General features: G+C 60.3%; 18 protein-coding genes and 1 pseudogene. 4 read left to right on the plus strand and 15 right to left on the minus strand.

What is annotated here, in order from left to right:
• Positions 1 to 516 precede the first annotated feature (516 nt).
• The 9 genes from ACODSN_RS04025 to ACODSN_RS04065 all read right to left on the minus strand — a co-directional run bounded on the left by ACODSN_RS04025 (position 517) and on the right by ACODSN_RS04065 (position 11,454).
• On the minus strand, positions 517 to 1,506 hold the full coding sequence (locus ACODSN_RS04025; RefSeq protein WP_489053333.1) for a quinone oxidoreductase family protein: 990 nt from the start codon (positions 1,504 to 1,506) through the stop codon (positions 517 to 519).
• A gap of 44 nt (positions 1,507 to 1,550) precedes the next feature.
• A complete protein-coding gene (locus tag ACODSN_RS04030; protein WP_489053334.1) occupies positions 1,551 to 2,465 on the minus strand; it encodes a TIGR03620 family F420-dependent LLM class oxidoreductase in 915 nt (304 codons plus the stop codon).
• Positions 2,466 to 2,560: 95 nt separating this feature from the next.
• Complete coding sequence (locus tag ACODSN_RS04035) at positions 2,561 to 3,544, minus strand: LLM class flavin-dependent oxidoreductase (RefSeq protein ID WP_489053335.1); 984 nt, start codon at positions 3,542 to 3,544, stop codon at positions 2,561 to 2,563.
• 225 nt (positions 3,545 to 3,769) lie between these two features.
• The gene (locus ACODSN_RS04040; RefSeq protein WP_489053336.1) at positions 3,770 to 4,531 is read right to left on the minus strand and encodes an SDR family NAD(P)-dependent oxidoreductase; all 762 of its coding nucleotides are present in this window, start codon (positions 4,529 to 4,531) and stop codon (positions 3,770 to 3,772) included.
• Positions 4,532 to 4,676: 145 nt separating this feature from the next.
• Positions 4,677 to 7,091, minus strand: a complete 2,415-nt coding sequence (locus ACODSN_RS04045) for a TonB-dependent receptor (RefSeq protein ID WP_489053338.1) — start codon at positions 7,089 to 7,091, stop codon at positions 4,677 to 4,679.
• 122 nt (positions 7,092 to 7,213) lie between these two features.
• Positions 7,214 to 8,734 (minus strand): acyl-CoA reductase, encoded by a 1,521-nt coding sequence (locus ACODSN_RS04050; RefSeq protein ID WP_489053340.1) that lies wholly within the window; start codon positions 8,732 to 8,734, stop codon positions 7,214 to 7,216.
• A gap of 23 nt (positions 8,735 to 8,757) precedes the next feature.
• Entirely contained in the window at positions 8,758 to 10,155 is a 1,398-nt protein-coding gene (locus ACODSN_RS04055; protein WP_489053341.1) for a LuxE/PaaK family acyltransferase, read from the minus strand.
• Between the two features lie 126 nt (positions 10,156 to 10,281).
• Entirely contained in the window at positions 10,282 to 10,620 is a 339-nt protein-coding gene (locus tag ACODSN_RS04060) for a hypothetical protein (RefSeq protein ID WP_489053343.1), read from the minus strand.
• 201 nt (positions 10,621 to 10,821) lie between these two features.
• Entirely contained in the window at positions 10,822 to 11,454 is a 633-nt protein-coding gene (locus ACODSN_RS04065; RefSeq protein ID WP_489053344.1) for a TetR/AcrR family transcriptional regulator, read from the minus strand.
• Between the two features lie 161 nt (positions 11,455 to 11,615).
• Here ACODSN_RS04065 and ACODSN_RS04070 point away from each other — a divergent pair, with 161 nt between their 5' ends.
• Positions 11,616 to 11,837, plus strand: a complete 222-nt coding sequence (locus ACODSN_RS04070; RefSeq protein WP_489053346.1) for a hypothetical protein — start codon at positions 11,616 to 11,618, stop codon at positions 11,835 to 11,837.
• An 83-nt stretch (positions 11,838 to 11,920) separates the two neighbouring features.
• Here ACODSN_RS04070 and ACODSN_RS04075 read toward each other — a convergent pair whose 3' ends face one another.
• The 4 genes from ACODSN_RS04075 to ACODSN_RS04090 form a co-directional block, all read right to left on the minus strand.
• Complete coding sequence (locus ACODSN_RS04075) at positions 11,921 to 12,346, minus strand: hypothetical protein (RefSeq protein WP_489053347.1); 426 nt, start codon at positions 12,344 to 12,346, stop codon at positions 11,921 to 11,923.
• A complete protein-coding gene (locus tag ACODSN_RS04080) occupies positions 12,343 to 12,663 on the minus strand; it encodes a hypothetical protein (RefSeq protein ID WP_489053414.1) in 321 nt (106 codons plus the stop codon). Before ACODSN_RS04080 ends, ACODSN_RS04075 begins: the two co-directional genes overlap by 4 nt.
• Positions 12,602 to 12,745: a VapC50 family PIN domain-containing toxin gene (locus ACODSN_RS04085; RefSeq protein ID WP_489053348.1), complete on the minus strand. Its 144-nt coding sequence runs from the start codon at positions 12,743 to 12,745 to the stop codon at positions 12,602 to 12,604. The genes ACODSN_RS04080 and ACODSN_RS04085 overlap by 62 nt, the downstream gene beginning before the upstream one ends.
• Before the next feature lie 93 nt (positions 12,746 to 12,838).
• The gene (locus tag ACODSN_RS04090) at positions 12,839 to 13,111 is read right to left on the minus strand and encodes a hypothetical protein (RefSeq protein ID WP_489053349.1); all 273 of its coding nucleotides are present in this window, start codon (positions 13,109 to 13,111) and stop codon (positions 12,839 to 12,841) included.
• 109 nt (positions 13,112 to 13,220) lie between these two features.
• On the opposite strand from ACODSN_RS04090, the pseudogene ACODSN_RS04095 reads away from it, so the two are divergent.
• Positions 13,221 to 13,984, plus strand: a pseudogene (locus ACODSN_RS04095) (IS5 family transposase).
• A gap of 105 nt (positions 13,985 to 14,089) precedes the next feature.
• On the opposite strand, the gene ACODSN_RS04100 reads toward ACODSN_RS04095, so the two are convergent.
• The gene (locus tag ACODSN_RS04100; RefSeq protein WP_489053351.1) at positions 14,090 to 14,872 is read right to left on the minus strand and encodes an enoyl-CoA hydratase-related protein; all 783 of its coding nucleotides are present in this window, start codon (positions 14,870 to 14,872) and stop codon (positions 14,090 to 14,092) included.
• Between the two features lie 30 nt (positions 14,873 to 14,902).
• Positions 14,903 to 15,397 (minus strand): MarR family winged helix-turn-helix transcriptional regulator, encoded by a 495-nt coding sequence (locus tag ACODSN_RS04105; RefSeq protein WP_489053353.1) that lies wholly within the window; start codon positions 15,395 to 15,397, stop codon positions 14,903 to 14,905.
• A gap of 130 nt (positions 15,398 to 15,527) precedes the next feature.
• Between ACODSN_RS04105 and ACODSN_RS04110 the strand changes: the two genes are divergently transcribed.
• A complete protein-coding gene (locus ACODSN_RS04110) occupies positions 15,528 to 16,490 on the plus strand; it encodes a DUF7064 domain-containing protein (RefSeq protein ID WP_489053355.1) in 963 nt (320 codons plus the stop codon).
• Positions 16,490 to 17,152 carry an enoyl-CoA hydratase-related protein gene (locus ACODSN_RS04115; RefSeq protein WP_489053357.1) on the plus strand — a complete coding sequence of 221 codons (663 nt, stop codon included), beginning with the start codon at positions 16,490 to 16,492 and terminating at the stop codon, positions 17,150 to 17,152. Before ACODSN_RS04110 ends, ACODSN_RS04115 begins: the two co-directional genes overlap by 1 nt.
• Positions 17,153 to 17,156 lie beyond the last annotated feature (4 nt).

Genomic DNA, 17,156 nt, shown 5'->3' on the forward strand with positions numbered 1-17,156 from the left:
GCATCCCCTGACCTGGACGCACGAGTGGCGATTGATGCGTGCATTCTCTTCTCTCCCTAGCTGCATTCGCAGTCTTATGATGATCCTATGAGGCTTCGCCGAAACTGTTGGCACGCCCTTATCTGTACGGGGTCGTTTCTCCGTGACGGTATAACGACCAATATATCCGGGGATGCTCCGGAACCGTTTACCAGGCCGTCACACGGGGTATCGCGGTGTTCCGCCTCAAGATTTTCCGCCTGATATGATCCATCGCTGCATCGGCCTCCTGCCGGTCTGGCCATTTTCGCCCGGTAGCTTGATCCACGGACAATGTATGACTCGGCGCGCACGACCTAGCGGATTAATTGAACCGCCGTTTTAACCGCGCTTCCTTTTGCCGGTCGTCGCCACCGTATCGAACTCCGGGCGGCAGGTATCTTTGAAACCCGCCAGGCGACGCGAGCCTCCTAATCGATGGTGCCGAACCCGATTTATCCGATTGCGGCGGGTAAGCCTCGTCCCGCCGGTGCAGCCTTATGCGCTCGCCATCTTCAGCACGAGCTTGCCGCGATTATGACCGCCCTTCAGCCGCGCTATCGCGGATGGAAGATCGGCCAGTTCCACCACCTCGACGGGGGGAATGCGGATGCCCTTGCGCTCCAGAATAGTGACCAGCGGCAATTTCCCGATCCGCTCGGGCCAATGGGCAAAGCAACGCACATGCTTGAAACCGCGCGCTTGCGACGCAAGCATCTGTTCGTCCAGATTGCTGGTGTCGAGACCCGTCGAGATGCTGACCAGCGTTCCGCCCGGCTTCAAGGCCGCCAGCGCATCGGGCAGGGTATTCTGCCGCACGGCGTCGAACACGATATCGACACCCTCGGGCGCCCAAGCGCGCGTCTGGGCCACGATCCCTTTGTCCGGATCGGTATAGTCGATGGCGAGATCGGCGCCCATGTCGATCATATAGTCGCGATTGACCGCCCGGCCGGTCGCGGCGATCGAAAGCCCGCCAAATTTCGCAAGCTGGATGGCGAAGCTGCCGACGCCGCCGGAGCCGCCATGGATCAAGATCTTGTTGCCCGGCTTCGCATTGCCCAGATCATCGGCGAACAGCGCGATATAGGAGGTCAGGAAGCAGATGGGCGTCGCCGCCGCCTCTTCCATCGACATCCAGTCCGGAACCCGGCACAACAGATTGGCGGGAACGGGGACATATTCCGCGAAGGTCCCCGCCTCTCCGCTCGTGTGAGGACGCGCGAACATGACGCGATCGCCTGCACGCCAGTTTGTGACGTTAGCCCCCACGCGCGCGACCACGCCAGCAGCCTCGAAGCCCACAATGTTGATATCGCCGGCAGGGATAGATTTCGTCATGCCCTGTGAATATTGCCAGTCGGCGGCATTCATGCCGCCATAGGCAATGGCCACCAGCACTTCGTCATTAGATATCTGCGGCTGATCTATATCCGCAATGCGGGGCGAATTGGCAACATTGGCGAAATCGGCGATCACTGCACGCACGGGCATTACTCCTATTCAATCCACGGCATCTGGCCGACGAAGACCTACGCGCCGGGGGCGAGCAGTTGGAGGAGGCGCATATCCGTGCCGCCGTCCGGCGCCAGCGCCTTGATGCAGACCTGGGTCGCGCCCGCACTCAGATGTTCATCGATGCGCTTGCGCAGCGCCGTCTCGTCTCCCCAGCCGACGATCGAGTCGATGAAATGATCCGAGCCGCCATTGGCGACATCGTCGTCGGAAAAGCCCAGTGCCTTCCACGAATTTTGATAGTTCGGCTTCGAAAGATAATATTCGACTTCGGCGCGACCGATCGCCCGCGCCTTTACCGGGTCGGTCTCCAGCACCATCGGCTGTTCGACGCACAGCAGCTTGTCGGGGCCAAGAATGGCGCGCGCCTGCGCGGTATGTCCGGGCGTCACGAGATAGCTATGCACACCCTGCGTCCGCTCGCCCGCCAGCCCGATCATCTTTTCGCGCAGACCGGCCAGGACGATCGGAGTGGGCGCGGCCGGCGCCGCAGCCATATAGGGCGCCTGCGCGATGGCATCGAGATAGGCCCGCATCGTCGGAATCGGCTTTCCATATTCATGCCCGCGCCGGTCTTCCACGGTTTCGCGATGGGACACGCCCAGGCCCAGGATGAAGCGTCCGCCCGATTGCTCGTTCAGGGCATCGGCCGCGCCGCGCATGGCGATCGGATCGCGCGTATAGATGCTGACGATGCCGGTCGCGATTTTCAGCTTGCTCGTGTTCGCGAGCAGCCAGGACGACAGAATCAGCGGGTCGCGCCCGAAGGCCCCCGGCATCCAGATCGAATCATAGCCCATTTCCTCAACCCGGCGGGCGAAGTGGGCGAGGCGTTGCGCCGTAGCCGGTCCCAGTTCGCCGGACTTTTCATTCTCGAAAAAGCTGATCGGTCCATCGATATGGGCCCAGACCGCAAGTGTGCCGACTTTCATGATATTCTCCCGTGGGCAGCACGCGGACCGACCCGTTTCTTTACATATAGCTTGCCGAGGGCCGGGCGCGTGTGAACGCCCAATGGCCTCCCCACTCAGCTGAACGCCGGCAACACCTCATCCGCGAACAACTGCGCATAGGGTATGAATTGTTCGGCGGAGATGCCCGGCGGCATGATCATCGATACATGCTCCAGCGGCATGCGTTGCTGCATCGCCTTATATTTGGCGATCGCGCCCTCCGGCGTCATGACCTGCATCTTGCCCGATGCCTTGAATTCTTCGAGGCTCATCGCCTCCATGCCTTCACCACCCAGTTCGGCGTAGACTTTGAGGACATGGTAATAATGGGGGGCCAGTTCTTCCATCGCCTTTTCGGGGTCGCGGGCAACCACGGCGAAGAGATCGCCGATCCGCACCTTGCCCTGGCTGACATCCTTGCCGGACGCACGCAGTTGCTCGACATAGATGTCAGCCCCCTCGGGAGTGCCGACATAGCCGTCGCCATAAGTCAGGGCGCGTTCGATCGCCTTCGGAGCAAAGCCGCCGATGTAAAGCGGGACCCGGCCGCGCGGAGCCGGCGGCATCATGCGGACGCTGTCCAGCTGATAATGCTGACCCGCATAATCGAGCGTTTCGCCCGCCCAAAGCCGGGTGACGATCTCCAGCCATTCATCGAACAGCCGGCCGCGCTTGGTGAAATCGACGCCCATCGCCGCATATTCCTGCGGCAGGTAGCCGATGCCGAGGCCCAGTTCGAGCCGCCCCTTGGCGATGATGTCGAGCACCGCGCAATCGGAGGCGAAGCGGGTCGGGTGATATAACGGGGCGAGCGCAACCCACGAGCCGATCCTGATGGTCTTGGTGCGCGCGGCAATCGCTGCGAGCGCCACCAGCGGCGAGGGCATATAGCCGTCGCTGAACATATGATGCTCGGGCACCCAGGCGAACTCGAAACCGGCCTGTTCGCTCCAGACCGCGACGTCGATCGTCTCTTCGTACACATGCTCCCAGGGCTTGTGCCACTGCTGCGGATTGCGGAAGTCGTAATGGTAACCGAAGGTTACTTTGCCTGACATCTGGTCGTTCCCATTATGTGGTGCGGGCCATGAATGCGTCCATGCCGACATTTCCAGTGATGAGAGCATGATCCGATCAGATTGAGTCGTATCATGCTCATTTGTCTTTTGTTTTCCGCATTTTCCGAGCCAGAAGATGATCCCATCTGCTTAGAAAATGCTCTAGATTATCTCCTCAAGCCGGTCGCTTTGGGCCGCAACTCGCGCTCGATCATCGCGGATATTTTAAAGATGCATTCCGCCGCTCGCCTGGATGGTCTGTCCGGTTATCCACCCGCCCTCCGACGCGAGGAAGAACGCGACAGCGGCGATCTCGTCGGGATGGGCCATCCGGCCCATGGCGGTCATCTGCTCGATCCATGTCGCCATCGCCGGATCGGCCATGATGGGCGCCATCAGCGCCGTATCCGTGGCGCCCGGCGCGATGGCGTTGACGCTGATCTGCCTGGGACCAAGTTCGGCGGCGAGCGACCGGGTGAAGGCATTCAAGGCCGCCTTCGCCAGAGAATAGACGATGCCCTGCGGCGTGGCGGACACCGAGACCATCGACGAGAGGCTGATGATCCGTCCGCCGTTGGGTATCCGCGGCAGGGCGGCCCTGGTGACGAAGAACGCGCTCTTCATATTGGACGCGACGATGTGATCGAAGAGGGCCTCGTCGATGTCCGTGATCGACGCGCCATTGCCCTGGCCCGCGTTGTTGACGAGGATGTCGAGACCCGAGCGCCCGCGTTCGGCCAGCCCGGCATCAAGTTGATCGAACATCGCCCCGATGGAGGCGACGCTCGTCAAATCTGCTTGCAGGATGAAGGCCTCGCCCCCGGCCTGCTCGATCAGGTCGACCGTCTCGCGCGCGCGATCTTCGCCGCTGTTGAAATGGACGGCCACGGTCGCGCCAGCGGCGCCCAGACGCTGAGCGATTGCGCGGCCGATGCCCCCGGATGCGCCGGTGACAAGGGCTGTCTTACTCTCAAGCGAACGGGTCATCCTATTCCTCTATCCATGGTCAATTCATTCCATTCTTCCAGCTTATATAAGCCGGTGCAACCAACCGAACCGCGCCAGCGGAGGTCCGGGTACGCATCGAAGCCTGATTACCAGACCTCAAACGCCCCCCGCTGGCGCGCCGATGCTACTGCCCGAAGGCGACCGTCAGACGGATCATGATCTCCCGTCCGCGATTAAGGACGGCGTAGGTATCAGCACGGGTATTGGCGATTGGCGTACCCGAGGCTCCTCCCGTGCCGATAAACTGCTGCCCGCCGGTCCAGTAGAATTTGTCGGTCAGATTGCGACCGATCAGCGCCACTTCCCAGCGATCCTTGGCTTCGGCGATGCGCGCGGTGGCATCGAGAAGCACGCGCTTCGGCGAAGTCAGCGCCGGGGTCAGGAACGCATCGGTGGGCGAACTGCTGGCGAAGGTCATGTCCGCCGAGAGGCCAAGCTTGAGCGACGAACCCAGCGGGGTTTCGTAGCTTGCGCCCGCATTCCCGGACCAGTCGGGCGCGTTGATGAGGCGTCCTCCTGCGAGGTCCTGATTGTTGCCGGTCTCGCCCGGCAGGATCGGACGGGAAGCACCGCCGCCCAGCGCCCGGAAATCGCAGCCCTGCGCCTGCGATTGACCCGCCCAGCATGGCCCGAAATATTCACCGTAGCGTGCCTTGTTATAGGCGATCGCACCTCTGAGCGTCAGTCCGTCGATCGGGGCGCGGTAGTTCATGTCGAACTCGATGCCCTTGGTCCGCGCCGCGCCGGCGTTGCGGATCGTGCCTGTTCCGTTCGCTTCGAACGCGGTGATCTGAAGGCCGGTCACCTTATAGTCGTAGACGGACAGGTTGGCACGCAGCCTGCCATCGAACAACAAGGCTTTCACACCGCCTTCAAAGCCCTTGATCTTCTGCGGGCCATAATTGAGCGGGACGACGGAAGTCGCGACGCTGCCGTTGAAGCCACCGGACAAAAAGCCCTTCTTGTATGATCCGAACAGGGTCAGCTTGTCCGTGGGCCGGTAGGTCGCCGTCAGTTCCGGCGAAAAATCGTTGAACGAAATCTTGTCGACCGGGGTCGTGTAAGGAGTCATCCCGTTGACGAGCGAACGCCCGAAATCCGCGAGCGTGACGGGGAGCCGTTTCTTTTCGTGCGAATAGCGGCCGCCCGCCGACAGTTCGAATTGCGGCGTCACGTCGAAGCGAGCCTGGCCGAACACCGAATAGGCGGTGCCTTCCTGGCCGACCACGGACTGAAGAAACTCGGTCGGGTTGCTGAGATTGATGAAGGTATGGGTTTCGAGCGATGACTTGGTATCCGAATAGATACCGCCGACCGTGAAGTTCAAGGGACCGTCAAAGCTGCTGTTCGCGCGAAGTTCCTGCGAAATCTCCCGGTTTTTATACAGGGTGAAGGCGGCGACCTGCGGCAGACCAAAGCTGCCGAACAAGGTCATCGGTACGACAGGATAGACCAGGAAATGATCGAGATTTTCAAACCTGCTCTGATAGAATCCCGTCACCGATGTCAGATCGATCGTGTCGCTGGGTTTATAGTTCAGTTCCAGCCCGGCGAGAATCTGGTGCCCCTTTCCATAAGTCTGGCCGTTGCCGAACCGCGCGTCATATGGGGTGAAAGCCGTACCGATATTATCGGTGCGATTGGTCCGGTTGTCCGGCTTACAGTCGCTGACCACCCCTGGATATTGCGAGCTTCCCGTGGGGCAGTTGACGGTCTGGGCATTGGTGTTGCTGGATGAGCCCTTGATATTGCCGTAGGACAATTTGAGCCGCGCGCTGAAGGAATCGCTCGGGTCGAACTTCAACGTGCCACGCAACGCATATTCGCGATTGCGCGGACCGTAGCGATGGAATGGCGGCAAAATGCCATTTTCGGGCGCGATGCTCTTCACCCAGCCGCGCATGTCCGAACCAAAAAAGGCAAGGCGCGCGCCCAGCGTGTCGGTCAGGGGACCGGCCACGAAGCCTTCGCCGCGCCACTCATGGGCGTTGAGTTCATAGCCCAGCGATGCCTTGGCCGCCAATTGCGGCGTCGGGTCGGCCGTGCGCAGCGAAATGATGCCGCCGGGGCTGTTCTTGCCGAAGAACAGCGACTGCGGTCCCTTGAGCACCTCGATCTGCTGGAGATCCATGAAGGCCAGGCGACGAACGGTCGCCTTCGCCACCTGGACGCTGTCGATGTTGAACGACACCGCCTGGTCGCCGAGCGCGTTGGTTTCGGGTCCCGCCACACCGCGCAGCGCGATCGAACCGCCCTGCCTGCTGCCGCCGGAACCGAAAATCGTCAGGCCGGGGACAATCTGGCCAATCGCGTCGAGGCTGTTGATCCCGCGTCGCCCCAGCTCTTCGCCCGTCACCGCCGTCAGCACGACGGGAACCGCTATCGATGTTTCGTCACGCCGGCGGGCTGTGACGATGATGTCTTCGGCGGATACGGAACTGCGCGCGCCGGCGCTCTCCTGTCCTGCGGCCATGCCCGGCACGCAGGCGACCAGCGCACAGGTGGCGAGCAGCGCGGATCTGCTGGTAGATATACTCATGGAAAAATCCTCCCCTTTTTATTTGCAGGCCCAGTTTTATTGGACTCTATTTCAAAGTTGCTCAGGAATGTTGCTGAACAACCTCAGTGACTTATGACCTTGATAACGAAATCATATGTCCATCAGTGCTCAGCCATCTGGTGAACGACCGCAGCCGGATGCTTGTCATCATTTTGCGGGTTGCGCTGTGCATCGCTGATGGCCCAGCCGGCGCCCGCCTCGATCATTTCGGGTGTAAAGGTTTCCATCATGCCCCAGCGCGCCATGCGCCGCAGCAGCTCGATCGCGTCATGGGGGTTCGCCATGCCCTCCGCGACCGCGCAACCAAGATCGGTAATGCGCTGTGCGCCATGCAGCAGGCAGCGATCCCTGATTTCGGCTTTCAGCGACGCCGGATACACACCAAGCGTCTGGGTGTGGACGGTGACATGATCGAGCGCCTCTTCGACATGGTCGAGCGGCACCAGATTGACCACGCGGCAGGCGAGATAGTCGCGGAAATCGACCGGGTCGTTGGTCTGCGAAACGATGACGCCGCCTTCGTTCGCCTTGCAGCCGAAGACGCGATAGGAATCGCTGTAGCGAATGCCGTCGATCTCGTCCTTGAGATGCGCGTCGAAGGAAGGATGGGGCGTGCTCAGGTTGGACGGCAGCGCCTGGAGCGCGGCCTGTACCTTCTTGCCGAACTTGTTGAGCCGGTCGATGTCGTCGTCCTGCGTGCCGCTGGCGATATAGGCGACGCGCGAACTGACACAGCCTTCCTGATTATAGAAACCGACATCCATGGCGAGCCGCCTTGCCGCCTCGTCCATCGACGCTTCCGAAGCCAGCGCCTCGGGGCCGATGATGGAGGCGCTGATCTTGGGATCGAGCGCGATCAGATCGAGGCCGGGGCCGATATAGCCGCGGATGCTCTTCATCGAGGCCATCCCGCCCCAGGCGACGATCTTGTCGATCGCGCCGCCGCCATAGAGGCGCTTTTCGAACTCCACATCGCCACCCTTCCAGTAGCCGACGGTGAAATGGCGGGTGATCGGATGATCGGGCGCCATATCGATCATGGTCTTTACGATGGCGAACATGGTGAAAGGGTCGTTGGACGGACTCTTGACGATATTGTCACAGCGCAGGATCGAGCCGTTGATGACGGCGAACAGCGTGAGGATCGGCGAATTGCCCGCATTAAGATGGACGATCCGGCTGCCAAAGGCGCGGACCGCGATCTCGCGATCGTGGAGCTTATATGTGTCCCACCCTTCCAGATAGCGCGAACCGATATTCTGTTCGACGATGTCCATCAGGAATTCGCGGTTGAGGCTGGCGCTCAGCGCCAGATAGGCGCCATAGAGCTGCTCGCGCTTCAGACCCGCGGTTTGCACCGCGATGTCCAGCGACTGGGCGATATAGGGGTTGGTGTCGGGCGAGAGGCGCGGACCCAGCTCGACCAGATAGTCGATGATCTCCGCGAGCGATATGTCGTACAGGTCGCCGATCTTCGACGGATCCTTCAGGACGATCTCGTCGATATACTGATTGACGTCCGGCGTCTGGAACGCGACCACGCCGCGACGTGCCTCGAACCGCACCAGATTATCTTCGATGATCCGGCCACGGATGATAAGGGGGATGGTATATTCAAGCATCACAAATTCCTTGTCATGGCGAGTCAGGCCGTGAGATATTCTTCGAGCCGATCGAAGGCCTGCGGCGTCTTGGCGCAGGTGATCTTGTCATCGCCGCCGCGCGTGTCGGCCAAGCGCTTGATCTCGTTGAGAATGTAAGGACCCTTGCGTCCGCACGCACATCCGCCGTCCCAATTGATCGTGACATCGTCGCCCGTCGCGGTGCCCGACCAATAGGTGGTCGGCAGCAGGTCCATGACCAGCATACGCCCCCGCTGCACACCCGTGCGCGGCAAAGCCAAGCCGGTTTCCGGGTCCGAAACATGCTGAATGCCCCAGGGCAGCGGATGCAGATGCCCCTCGTCGCAGCGCAACGACACGGCATTCGTCTCCGTCATCGAATAGACTTCGCGGATCTGGCTCGGATATTTGAACGGAAACACGCTCTGAACCGTATCCATCCAGTCTTCGGGGAAGGTGTAGCCCTTCGTGCCGCCGCCCGCGACCAGCACCGAATCCTGCGACCATTCGACCTTGATGCCGCGCTTGATGCATTCCAGCGCGATCTGATAAAGCTGCACCCAGAAGCCGTTATAAATGACGGTCTTGCCCTTCTGGGCGATCACGGCGCGTTCGATGAACTCGTCCCAGCGCTTGGCGCTGTCCTTGGCCTTGGCGGCAATCTCTCTACCGAGCGCCACTTCGCGCGGCGTCAGTTCCAGCTTCTCGCCCAGCGCTTCGGCACGGCGCAGCTTGCCGGCAAGCCACAGTTCGTTGGCGCCGGCGAAACCGTCGCTCAGCGTGATGATCATCTCTTCGCGGTCGCCATAGATATGCTTGCGCATCAGATCGAGCATGATCGCAGTGCCCTGCCGACCGCTACGGCCGGGATAGCCGCAGATGAAAGGATATTTGCCGCTTTCCAGCATATCGCGATGGGGACCGTACATGCGCAGCACATGTTCCAGGAAAAACGGCACTTCCACCGTGCTGCGCGGGAACAGCGAAATCTTCCCGCTGGTGCCAGACGATGCGGCGGGGCGAAGCGGCGTCTGCGCCTCGATCGCGTCCAGCCAGTCGTCCAGCGATTCGACGCCTTCAAGATTGACGCCGGAAAGATCATGCGTGGTCAGACCCTGCAACCAGCGCGTCATGCGCTCGTAGCGACCATTGTCGACGTCGCCAGTGGCGTAGGATTTATACATGGTATGGGGGAAGCCAAGACTCGCCAGATCATCGAAGCTGGTAACGGAATCGATATCAACATCGTCAGCCAGCCGATCCAGCGACTTAAGTTCCGAGCGCAACTTATCGAACCGCTTCTTAAAATGATGCAGCTGAATTTTGGAGACTTCATCATAATCAAGCGCATAAAGTTCATCGCTGCTGAGGCGAATGAAATTCTCCGGATCTTCATACAGGTCATCGAATGTTATTGCCACGATTCCACCCTAATCTTGTTGATACTTGTGCCGATGGATTCGATTCCGATCACCACCACAAGGCTTCATTAGGGAAATATGTGCCGCAACGCTGAGGCGGTCTAGCAGATTAATTGAACCGCCGTTTTAAGGGCGGGTCCGTTTGTACTGAGAAGTGGCCATGCGGTCGTGGAGATGGATCGGGAGCGGCTGCGACGTGTTCGCGAACGTCGCCACTATCGCGTTCCCGGCTAAAAGCGCCTCGATCAAGTTCCTATTTCCCGCCCGCCCGCTGTCGAGCCGCGAGCCTGGTAAACGAAGGCGAATTTCTGGATAAAGTGCTTCAAATTCATTGGCATATCGCATCACAATGGAGAGCCATGGGCTCCCGCAGAAAGCGAGGAAGCGGTGCACCACTTCACCGGGGCTTGCTGTCGAAGCGATCACAATCTGGAGGTGATAATTTATGGAAAATTTATCGGACAATATTTACGCCGGCATTGGGCATTCGACGGCGGCATCGAAGTCGTAGCATCGATATGTTCGACTGAATTTGTCCGCGGGGTCTGGAGCATGATTCAATCCGATTGAATCGGATCATGCGACATTTGTCTTATGTCCCGGATCTTAGCAGCGCTCGCCCGCGCCTCAGAATCAGCAGATCATTCTAGCTGCTTCGAAAATGCTCTAGTGTTCAGCGACATTCGCCAGGAGATCCTTGCGCAACATGCACACTATATTCTCGATCCACACTTCGGTTGGCAAGGTCCCGATCGAACCGCTCAGCTGTACCGGACACATGGGCATTGAAGGGCCGATCACCAGACTCAACAAAATCCACGTCACCGCCACAGCATCAAGGTCCGCCCGGTAGATGCCCTTGGCGACGAGTTTGCGTATCATCCCCTCGATACGAACGGAATTGAACTGGCGGTGCTGCGAATAGAAGGTGTTGACGGGCGTGCCTACGCGAAACAGTTCGATGTAAAATATCGAGATAACCGCCGCTTTTTGCTGATAGGCAGCGATAAGCCCGCGCACGATGCGTTCGGTGGGATCGTCATCGCTGCTTTCTATATCGGCTTCCATCGCATCCAGGTGTTTATCAACGTCCCTGGCGGCGTTTTTGAGCAACGCCAGCAGCAATCCGTCCTTGCCCTGGAAATAATAGTTCACCATTCCCGCATGCGTTCCTGCGGCTTCCGCTATCTCGCGAGACGTCAGGTCGAGATGACTTTTATCGCGCAGCTGACTTTCGGCGGCCATCAGCAACGAATCGGATAAATTCCGATCGGCGCATCCTTGGGGGCGTCCTCTCATCTCTCTTCCTCTGTTCGCCGCGACATTCTTATATCTGGTTCGGCGCGTTCTTCATCGGCTACGTGCGCCGTTAATAATCACGGCGGCGCGACCCTGCATACCGAAGGTCGCTCCACCAGATTTCGCTACGCTTCTATACCACGATGACACGCATATTGTCCATGATGTCGGCCCTCGCCGACCTGATCGACGCGAAATGCCAACTGGGCGTGGTGGAGCGCGCCGATCCGCGCAACCGCATCGCGGATGACGACCGATTTACCCGAACCCGCCGGGCCGACCAGCGCGACCGTCTTGACGTCGGATCGGTTAGCAGTGCTTCGATCAGCTGGTCGGTTTCGGGCCGTGGGATCGCAAACAGTCCGCCGCCGACCCGTACATAACTTGCCGTATAGGAAGTCGTCGGGGCGGCGATACGCCAGGTAAAGTTCGGTCCACCTCATATTGCTTGAGTTTGAACTGCTTCTCAGCAGAACGCCAGGAACACGGCCCGATCTATCGGGCTATTGAATGCCCGGTCCTCCACCACCCAGGTGCGGATCGCGCTGACGATCAGATCGGACTTGCCCTGGAACCAATAGGCAATTCCTGCCGCGACGGTCTGTTCGAGAAAGTCTTCGGAAAGGGCATGGAAATCGCAGCGGTCCAGCCAGTCGAGCGCCAGCTCGCCCCTTGCGGCCAATTGCGCCTGTAATTCCTGCCAGTGCGGTATTCCGCCCTTGGAGAGAACTTTCTCAAAATCGTTGAGAGTCGGTGCGACCTGGCGCTTCTCCTGCAAGAGCTTGATCTGCGTGACGGTGTCGGTCGACGCAAAAACGCAGCACTGCGCAGATGACGGCGCGAGTTCGCGCCGAAATTGCCGATGACACCGGCACCCGAGCGCGGCGATCATCCACTCATAGCCGACGTCTGGCGTTTGCACTGGTGCCATTCGGATATATCCCGGCGCTCGACGACGTACTCGAATCCTTCATCGTCGTCGCCGATTTTCTCGATCGTGATCGACAAGGCGCTGCCATCGATCAGTCCAAGCAGCTCGCGCGTGAGCTGCCGCGCTTCGAAGCGATTGCCGGATTTGTCCGCGATGCCCCAGGATACATCAGTCAGCCCTACCGTGTCGCAGCCGACCGACAAAGATGATCCGCGTTCATCGCGAACCCTCCACTGCCAGCGTAGCGCGCACCGCGTTGACGAAGTCCCGAAGGTCATGTTCCAGCCATGCCACGAGCTCATCGATCGACGTCGGCGGGTTGCGATAACCGTTCGCCTGCTTCCTTAGCGCCGCCAGCACGTCGGCATCGCCTGAAGACGGCCGAGCAAGAAGTCATCGGGCGTGCATGCTTCCATGCCCCAGGGAGCGATGTGAAATCCTTAACATTCTCCGTCACGATGTACTGCGCTCGGCCTGCAGCGCCGCCGCAGCCAAATGACGATCCTTGGGGGTCATCGTCATCGTCGGCTCAAGCGGTTCCCAATCGGCCACTTTGGCTTTGGAGAAGGCCGCCGCCATGCGCACGGCGAGCCGCTCGGCCCGAACGAGGATACGCGCTAACTGATCATCGGTCGCGTCCATTGCCTCAAAGCGGTCGCGCGCCTCGAGAATGCGCGATTTGAGAATTTGCACGGAAGGGGCTAGGACGTTTGCAATCTGAATCATCGGCGCGGAGCTGATCGGAAGAGCTTCTCGATCTGGACCTTACTGGTCATTAGATCGCGTTGACAAAAGGGATTCCCAAACGCGTGAGGCTCTGATTCAAGGCTGCTCTTTGGAGAGCAGCCATGGGCCGGGCGATTTATCCGACGAGGAATGGGAATTGATCGGGCCTCTGTTGCTGTCCGAGCGCGGAAGATGGGCGTGCCCGGCCGGCGACAACCGGCGTTTTCTCAACGGCATGCGCACGTTCTGCGGGTCGGATGCCCCTGGCGGGACATGCACGAGCGCTATGGCAAGTGGAACTCGGTCTATGTGCGGTTCCGGCGCTGGGCCGAACAGGGCGTCTGGGATGCCCTGCTGCAGATGCTGGTCGATCCTGGCCTGACCGATGACTGGCAGCACATGATCGAAAGCACCACGGTTCGCGGCACGTCTCCGCGGTGGTCGGAAAGGGGGGACTTGCGCAGTCTTTTGGTCGATCACGCGGCGGCTTTACGAGCAAAGTCACGCCTGCTGCGACAATCAGCGACTGCCTGTCGGGTTCATCCTGACCGGCGGCGAGGCTTCGGAGTATGCAGCGGTCGATGATCTGATGGCCTTGCCATTACCCAAGCCCGAGGCCCTGCTTGCGACAAGGGTTATGACGGCGATCGCTTCCGCGAAAACCTGCTCATGCGCGGCATCCTGCCGATCATCCCACCTCGATCGAACCGGAAAGCCCCAATCCATCCAGACTATCGACGCTACAGGGACCGCAACCGCATCGAGCGGATGTTCGGTAAACTCAAGCAACAGCGCCACATCCCTACCCGCTACGACAAGACCATCCTGTCCTTCGAGAGCTTCCTCAACCTTGCTGCCGCCCCCTATGACTGAAATTTTTTGCCAACGCCGCCAGGATCGCTTCGAGATCGCGCGTGCCCCACAGCGCGATGAAGTCTCGTACGATCTCGATATTCTCTGCCACAGGCGCTGCCTCCCTTATGTTCCGGTCCAGCATGGCGCGCGTCGTTCGAGGAAGGCGCGTTTGCCTTCGATGGCGTCCCGGCTCTGCATGACCGCGTGTGAGATCGGAAAATTGTCCATGTCCAGCGCGGAAGCCAGGTCCGGCAGGTCGAACGCCCCATAGGCGACCTCTTTCGACGCACGAATCGCGATCGGCGCGCAGGCGACGATGTCGGCCGCCCAGCGCCGTGCGACCGCCATCAACTCCGCGCCGGGGACGACCTCGCTCACCAGCCCGATCGCCAGCGCCTCGGCGGCAGCCACGGTCCGTCCGGTCAGGATGATGTCCATCGCCCGCTTCATACCCACCGCGCGGGGAAGGCGCTGGATACCGCCGCCCAGCGCTGCCCAGCCGACCCTGGGTTCGGGCAGCGCGAACGTTGCTGTATCGGCCGCAATGATGAAGTCGCAGGCGAGTGCCAGTTCGAAACCGCCGCCCAGCGCCATGCCGTTCACCGCCGCGATGACGGGCAGCGGGTAGCGCATGCGGCCATTGAAACCCGCAAAGCCGGTAGACGCAATCTCCATCACGCCGGTTTCCAGATTGTCCTTGAGGTCATAGCCGGCGCAAAAGGCGCGGTCGCCGCTGCCGGTGACGATGATAATCCGCACGTCCGGCCGGGTCGGCAGATCATCAAACAGGTCCGATAATTCATGATGCGCGGCCGGATGAAGCGCATTCATCCGGTCAGGGCGATCGATGACGACCGTTGCGACGCCGCGGTCGATGTCCAGTCGGTAATATCGTCCTTGAGACACGGACTTCCTTTCGGCCGGCGCGGAAACGGCTTATTCCTCCAGCAGCAGCTGCCGGATATTGGCCTTGACCGTCGCCAGCGCATTTTCGGTGATGCGCATATGTTCGGCCGACACGCCCTTGAGGATCGACTTGTTCAGCTTGGTCCCCGCCTTCTGCATTTCGGCGATCACCTCATACCCCTTGTCGGTGATGAACACGCGGCGCGCCCGGCGATCGTTGGCGTCCAGCCGCCTTTCCACCAGCCCCGCGCTTTCGAGCCGGTCGATCAGCCCGCCGATCGTCACCTTGCCCACATCCATGATGCGCGACAGATCGACCTGCATCATGCCGTCATTGCGTTCGGCGCGCGTCAGGTTCGCCAGCACCGACCATTGCGACCGCGTGACGCCGCGCGATTTCATCACCTCGTCAAACAAAGTCCGACGCATCCGCGATACGTCATGGACCAAAAACCCAAAGCGAAAAGGCTTCACCACCGGCCGGTTTACCTGTTCGCTGTTTTCGTCAACTTTTTTGCGCGCCATATTCATTCCTACCATTTTGGCGCATCTTAAGGGATCAAACCGCCCGACAGCAAGCGGAACTAAGATTGCATTCACATCGTATGCTAGTATACCTAAATGATATAGCGACGACAGGTCAGGAGAGCAAGCCATGCTGCTGCACGAGGATTACCCCCATACCGTCCCCACGCGCGCATGGCTGCGCTGGAAGGAAAATTATTTCTGGGTTTTCATGGACCCGGAGCGGGATATCTGCTGCCTCGCGCACTGCACAGCCGAGCCGACCTATGACCGCGCGTTCATGTCGTTCGTCGTGCTGCACAAGGGGCAAAAGCTGATCGCCGGCAAGGAAGTGCCGCTGCCGTCGCCCTTCGAACATCAGAAGATCTTGAAATATGGCGGCCTGACGCTCAACTTCCTGAAACCCCAGGCGGAATTTCGCATCGAATATGAGGACGAGCATGTCTCGGCCGTCCTCAATTTCAGCCGCCGGATGCATTTGTTCGATTTTCAGGCGTGCGCCGACGTCAATCCCGACTGGTTTTCGGTGTCGGAAAACACCGCGTTCGAACGCAACAGCTTCCGCCATCAGGGCCAGTGCATGAACGCCACGGGCAATGTGAGCTTCAAGTCGGGGGAATGGGCCGGTACATCCATCGATGTCGACGGTTCGGGCTATCGCGACCATAGCTGGGGCATGCGCAACGACCATATGACGCTGGACCACAACTGGTCCTTCTTCAACTTCCCGACCAAGGGCTTTCACCTGTTCCGCGTGCGCAATATATTGCGTCCGGGCAGCATGACCGCCGAAGGCTATATCGCGTTGCCGGAAGGCAATGAGGCGATCCGCACACTTGAAATCGAGAATGTCGGCGAGGGGCCGGAGGGGATGCCCGACAAGGTGATCTTTCGCACCACGACCTTTAGCAACGAGCCTTTCACGCTGGTCGCCGATGTCGGCGGCGCCTTTGCCCGCCTGCCGTTGCAATCGCAGAAGCCGGGTGCGCAAACCTACCTCAATGTCGAGAATATGTGCCATGTCCGCTGCGAGGCGACGGGGGAGGAGGGCCTTGCCAATGTCGAGATCGGCAAGTTGCTGGCGCCTGAATAATGACCGTGGCACCCGATGGTTTTCGTTATGAGCGCGAAGGTTCCGCCGCAGTCATCACCTTCGATCGTCCCGACAGGCTGAATGCGTTTTCACGATCGATGGCCGGCGATCTGGTCGCGCTGCTCGACGCGGCGGATGCGGATGACGCCGTGCGGGCGATCATCCTGACGGGCGCGGGTCGCGCTTTCTGCGCCGGGGCGGACCTGTCGCCGGGGCAATCCTCGCTGTCGGGCGGGGCGGCGGGCGGTACGGACGAAGGTCCGGTCGACTGGTCCGACCCGCAAACACGCGACTTCGGCGGCCTGATCACGCTGCGTCTGTTCGACAGCCACAAGCCCATTATTGCCGCGTTCAACGGGCCAGCGGCGGGGATGGGCGTCACCATGGCGCTGGCGGCGGATTTCCGGCTGGCCTCGACCACCGCAAAATTCGTCCTGCCCTTCACGCGGCGGGGCATCGTGCCCGAATCGGCGTCGACCTGGTTCCTGCCGCGCATTGTCGGCATCGCCCGCGCGCTCGAATGGACGACACCGGCGCGACGGTTTCGGCGCTGGAGGCGGGGCTGGTGCGCAGCCTTCATGCACCCGACGATCTGTTGCCCGCCGCGCATGAACTGGTGCGCGCGATTGCCTTTAATACGGCGCCCGTTTCAGTGGCGATGACTCG

It is taken from the genome of Sphingobium sp. FG11 (assembly GCF_057809915.1).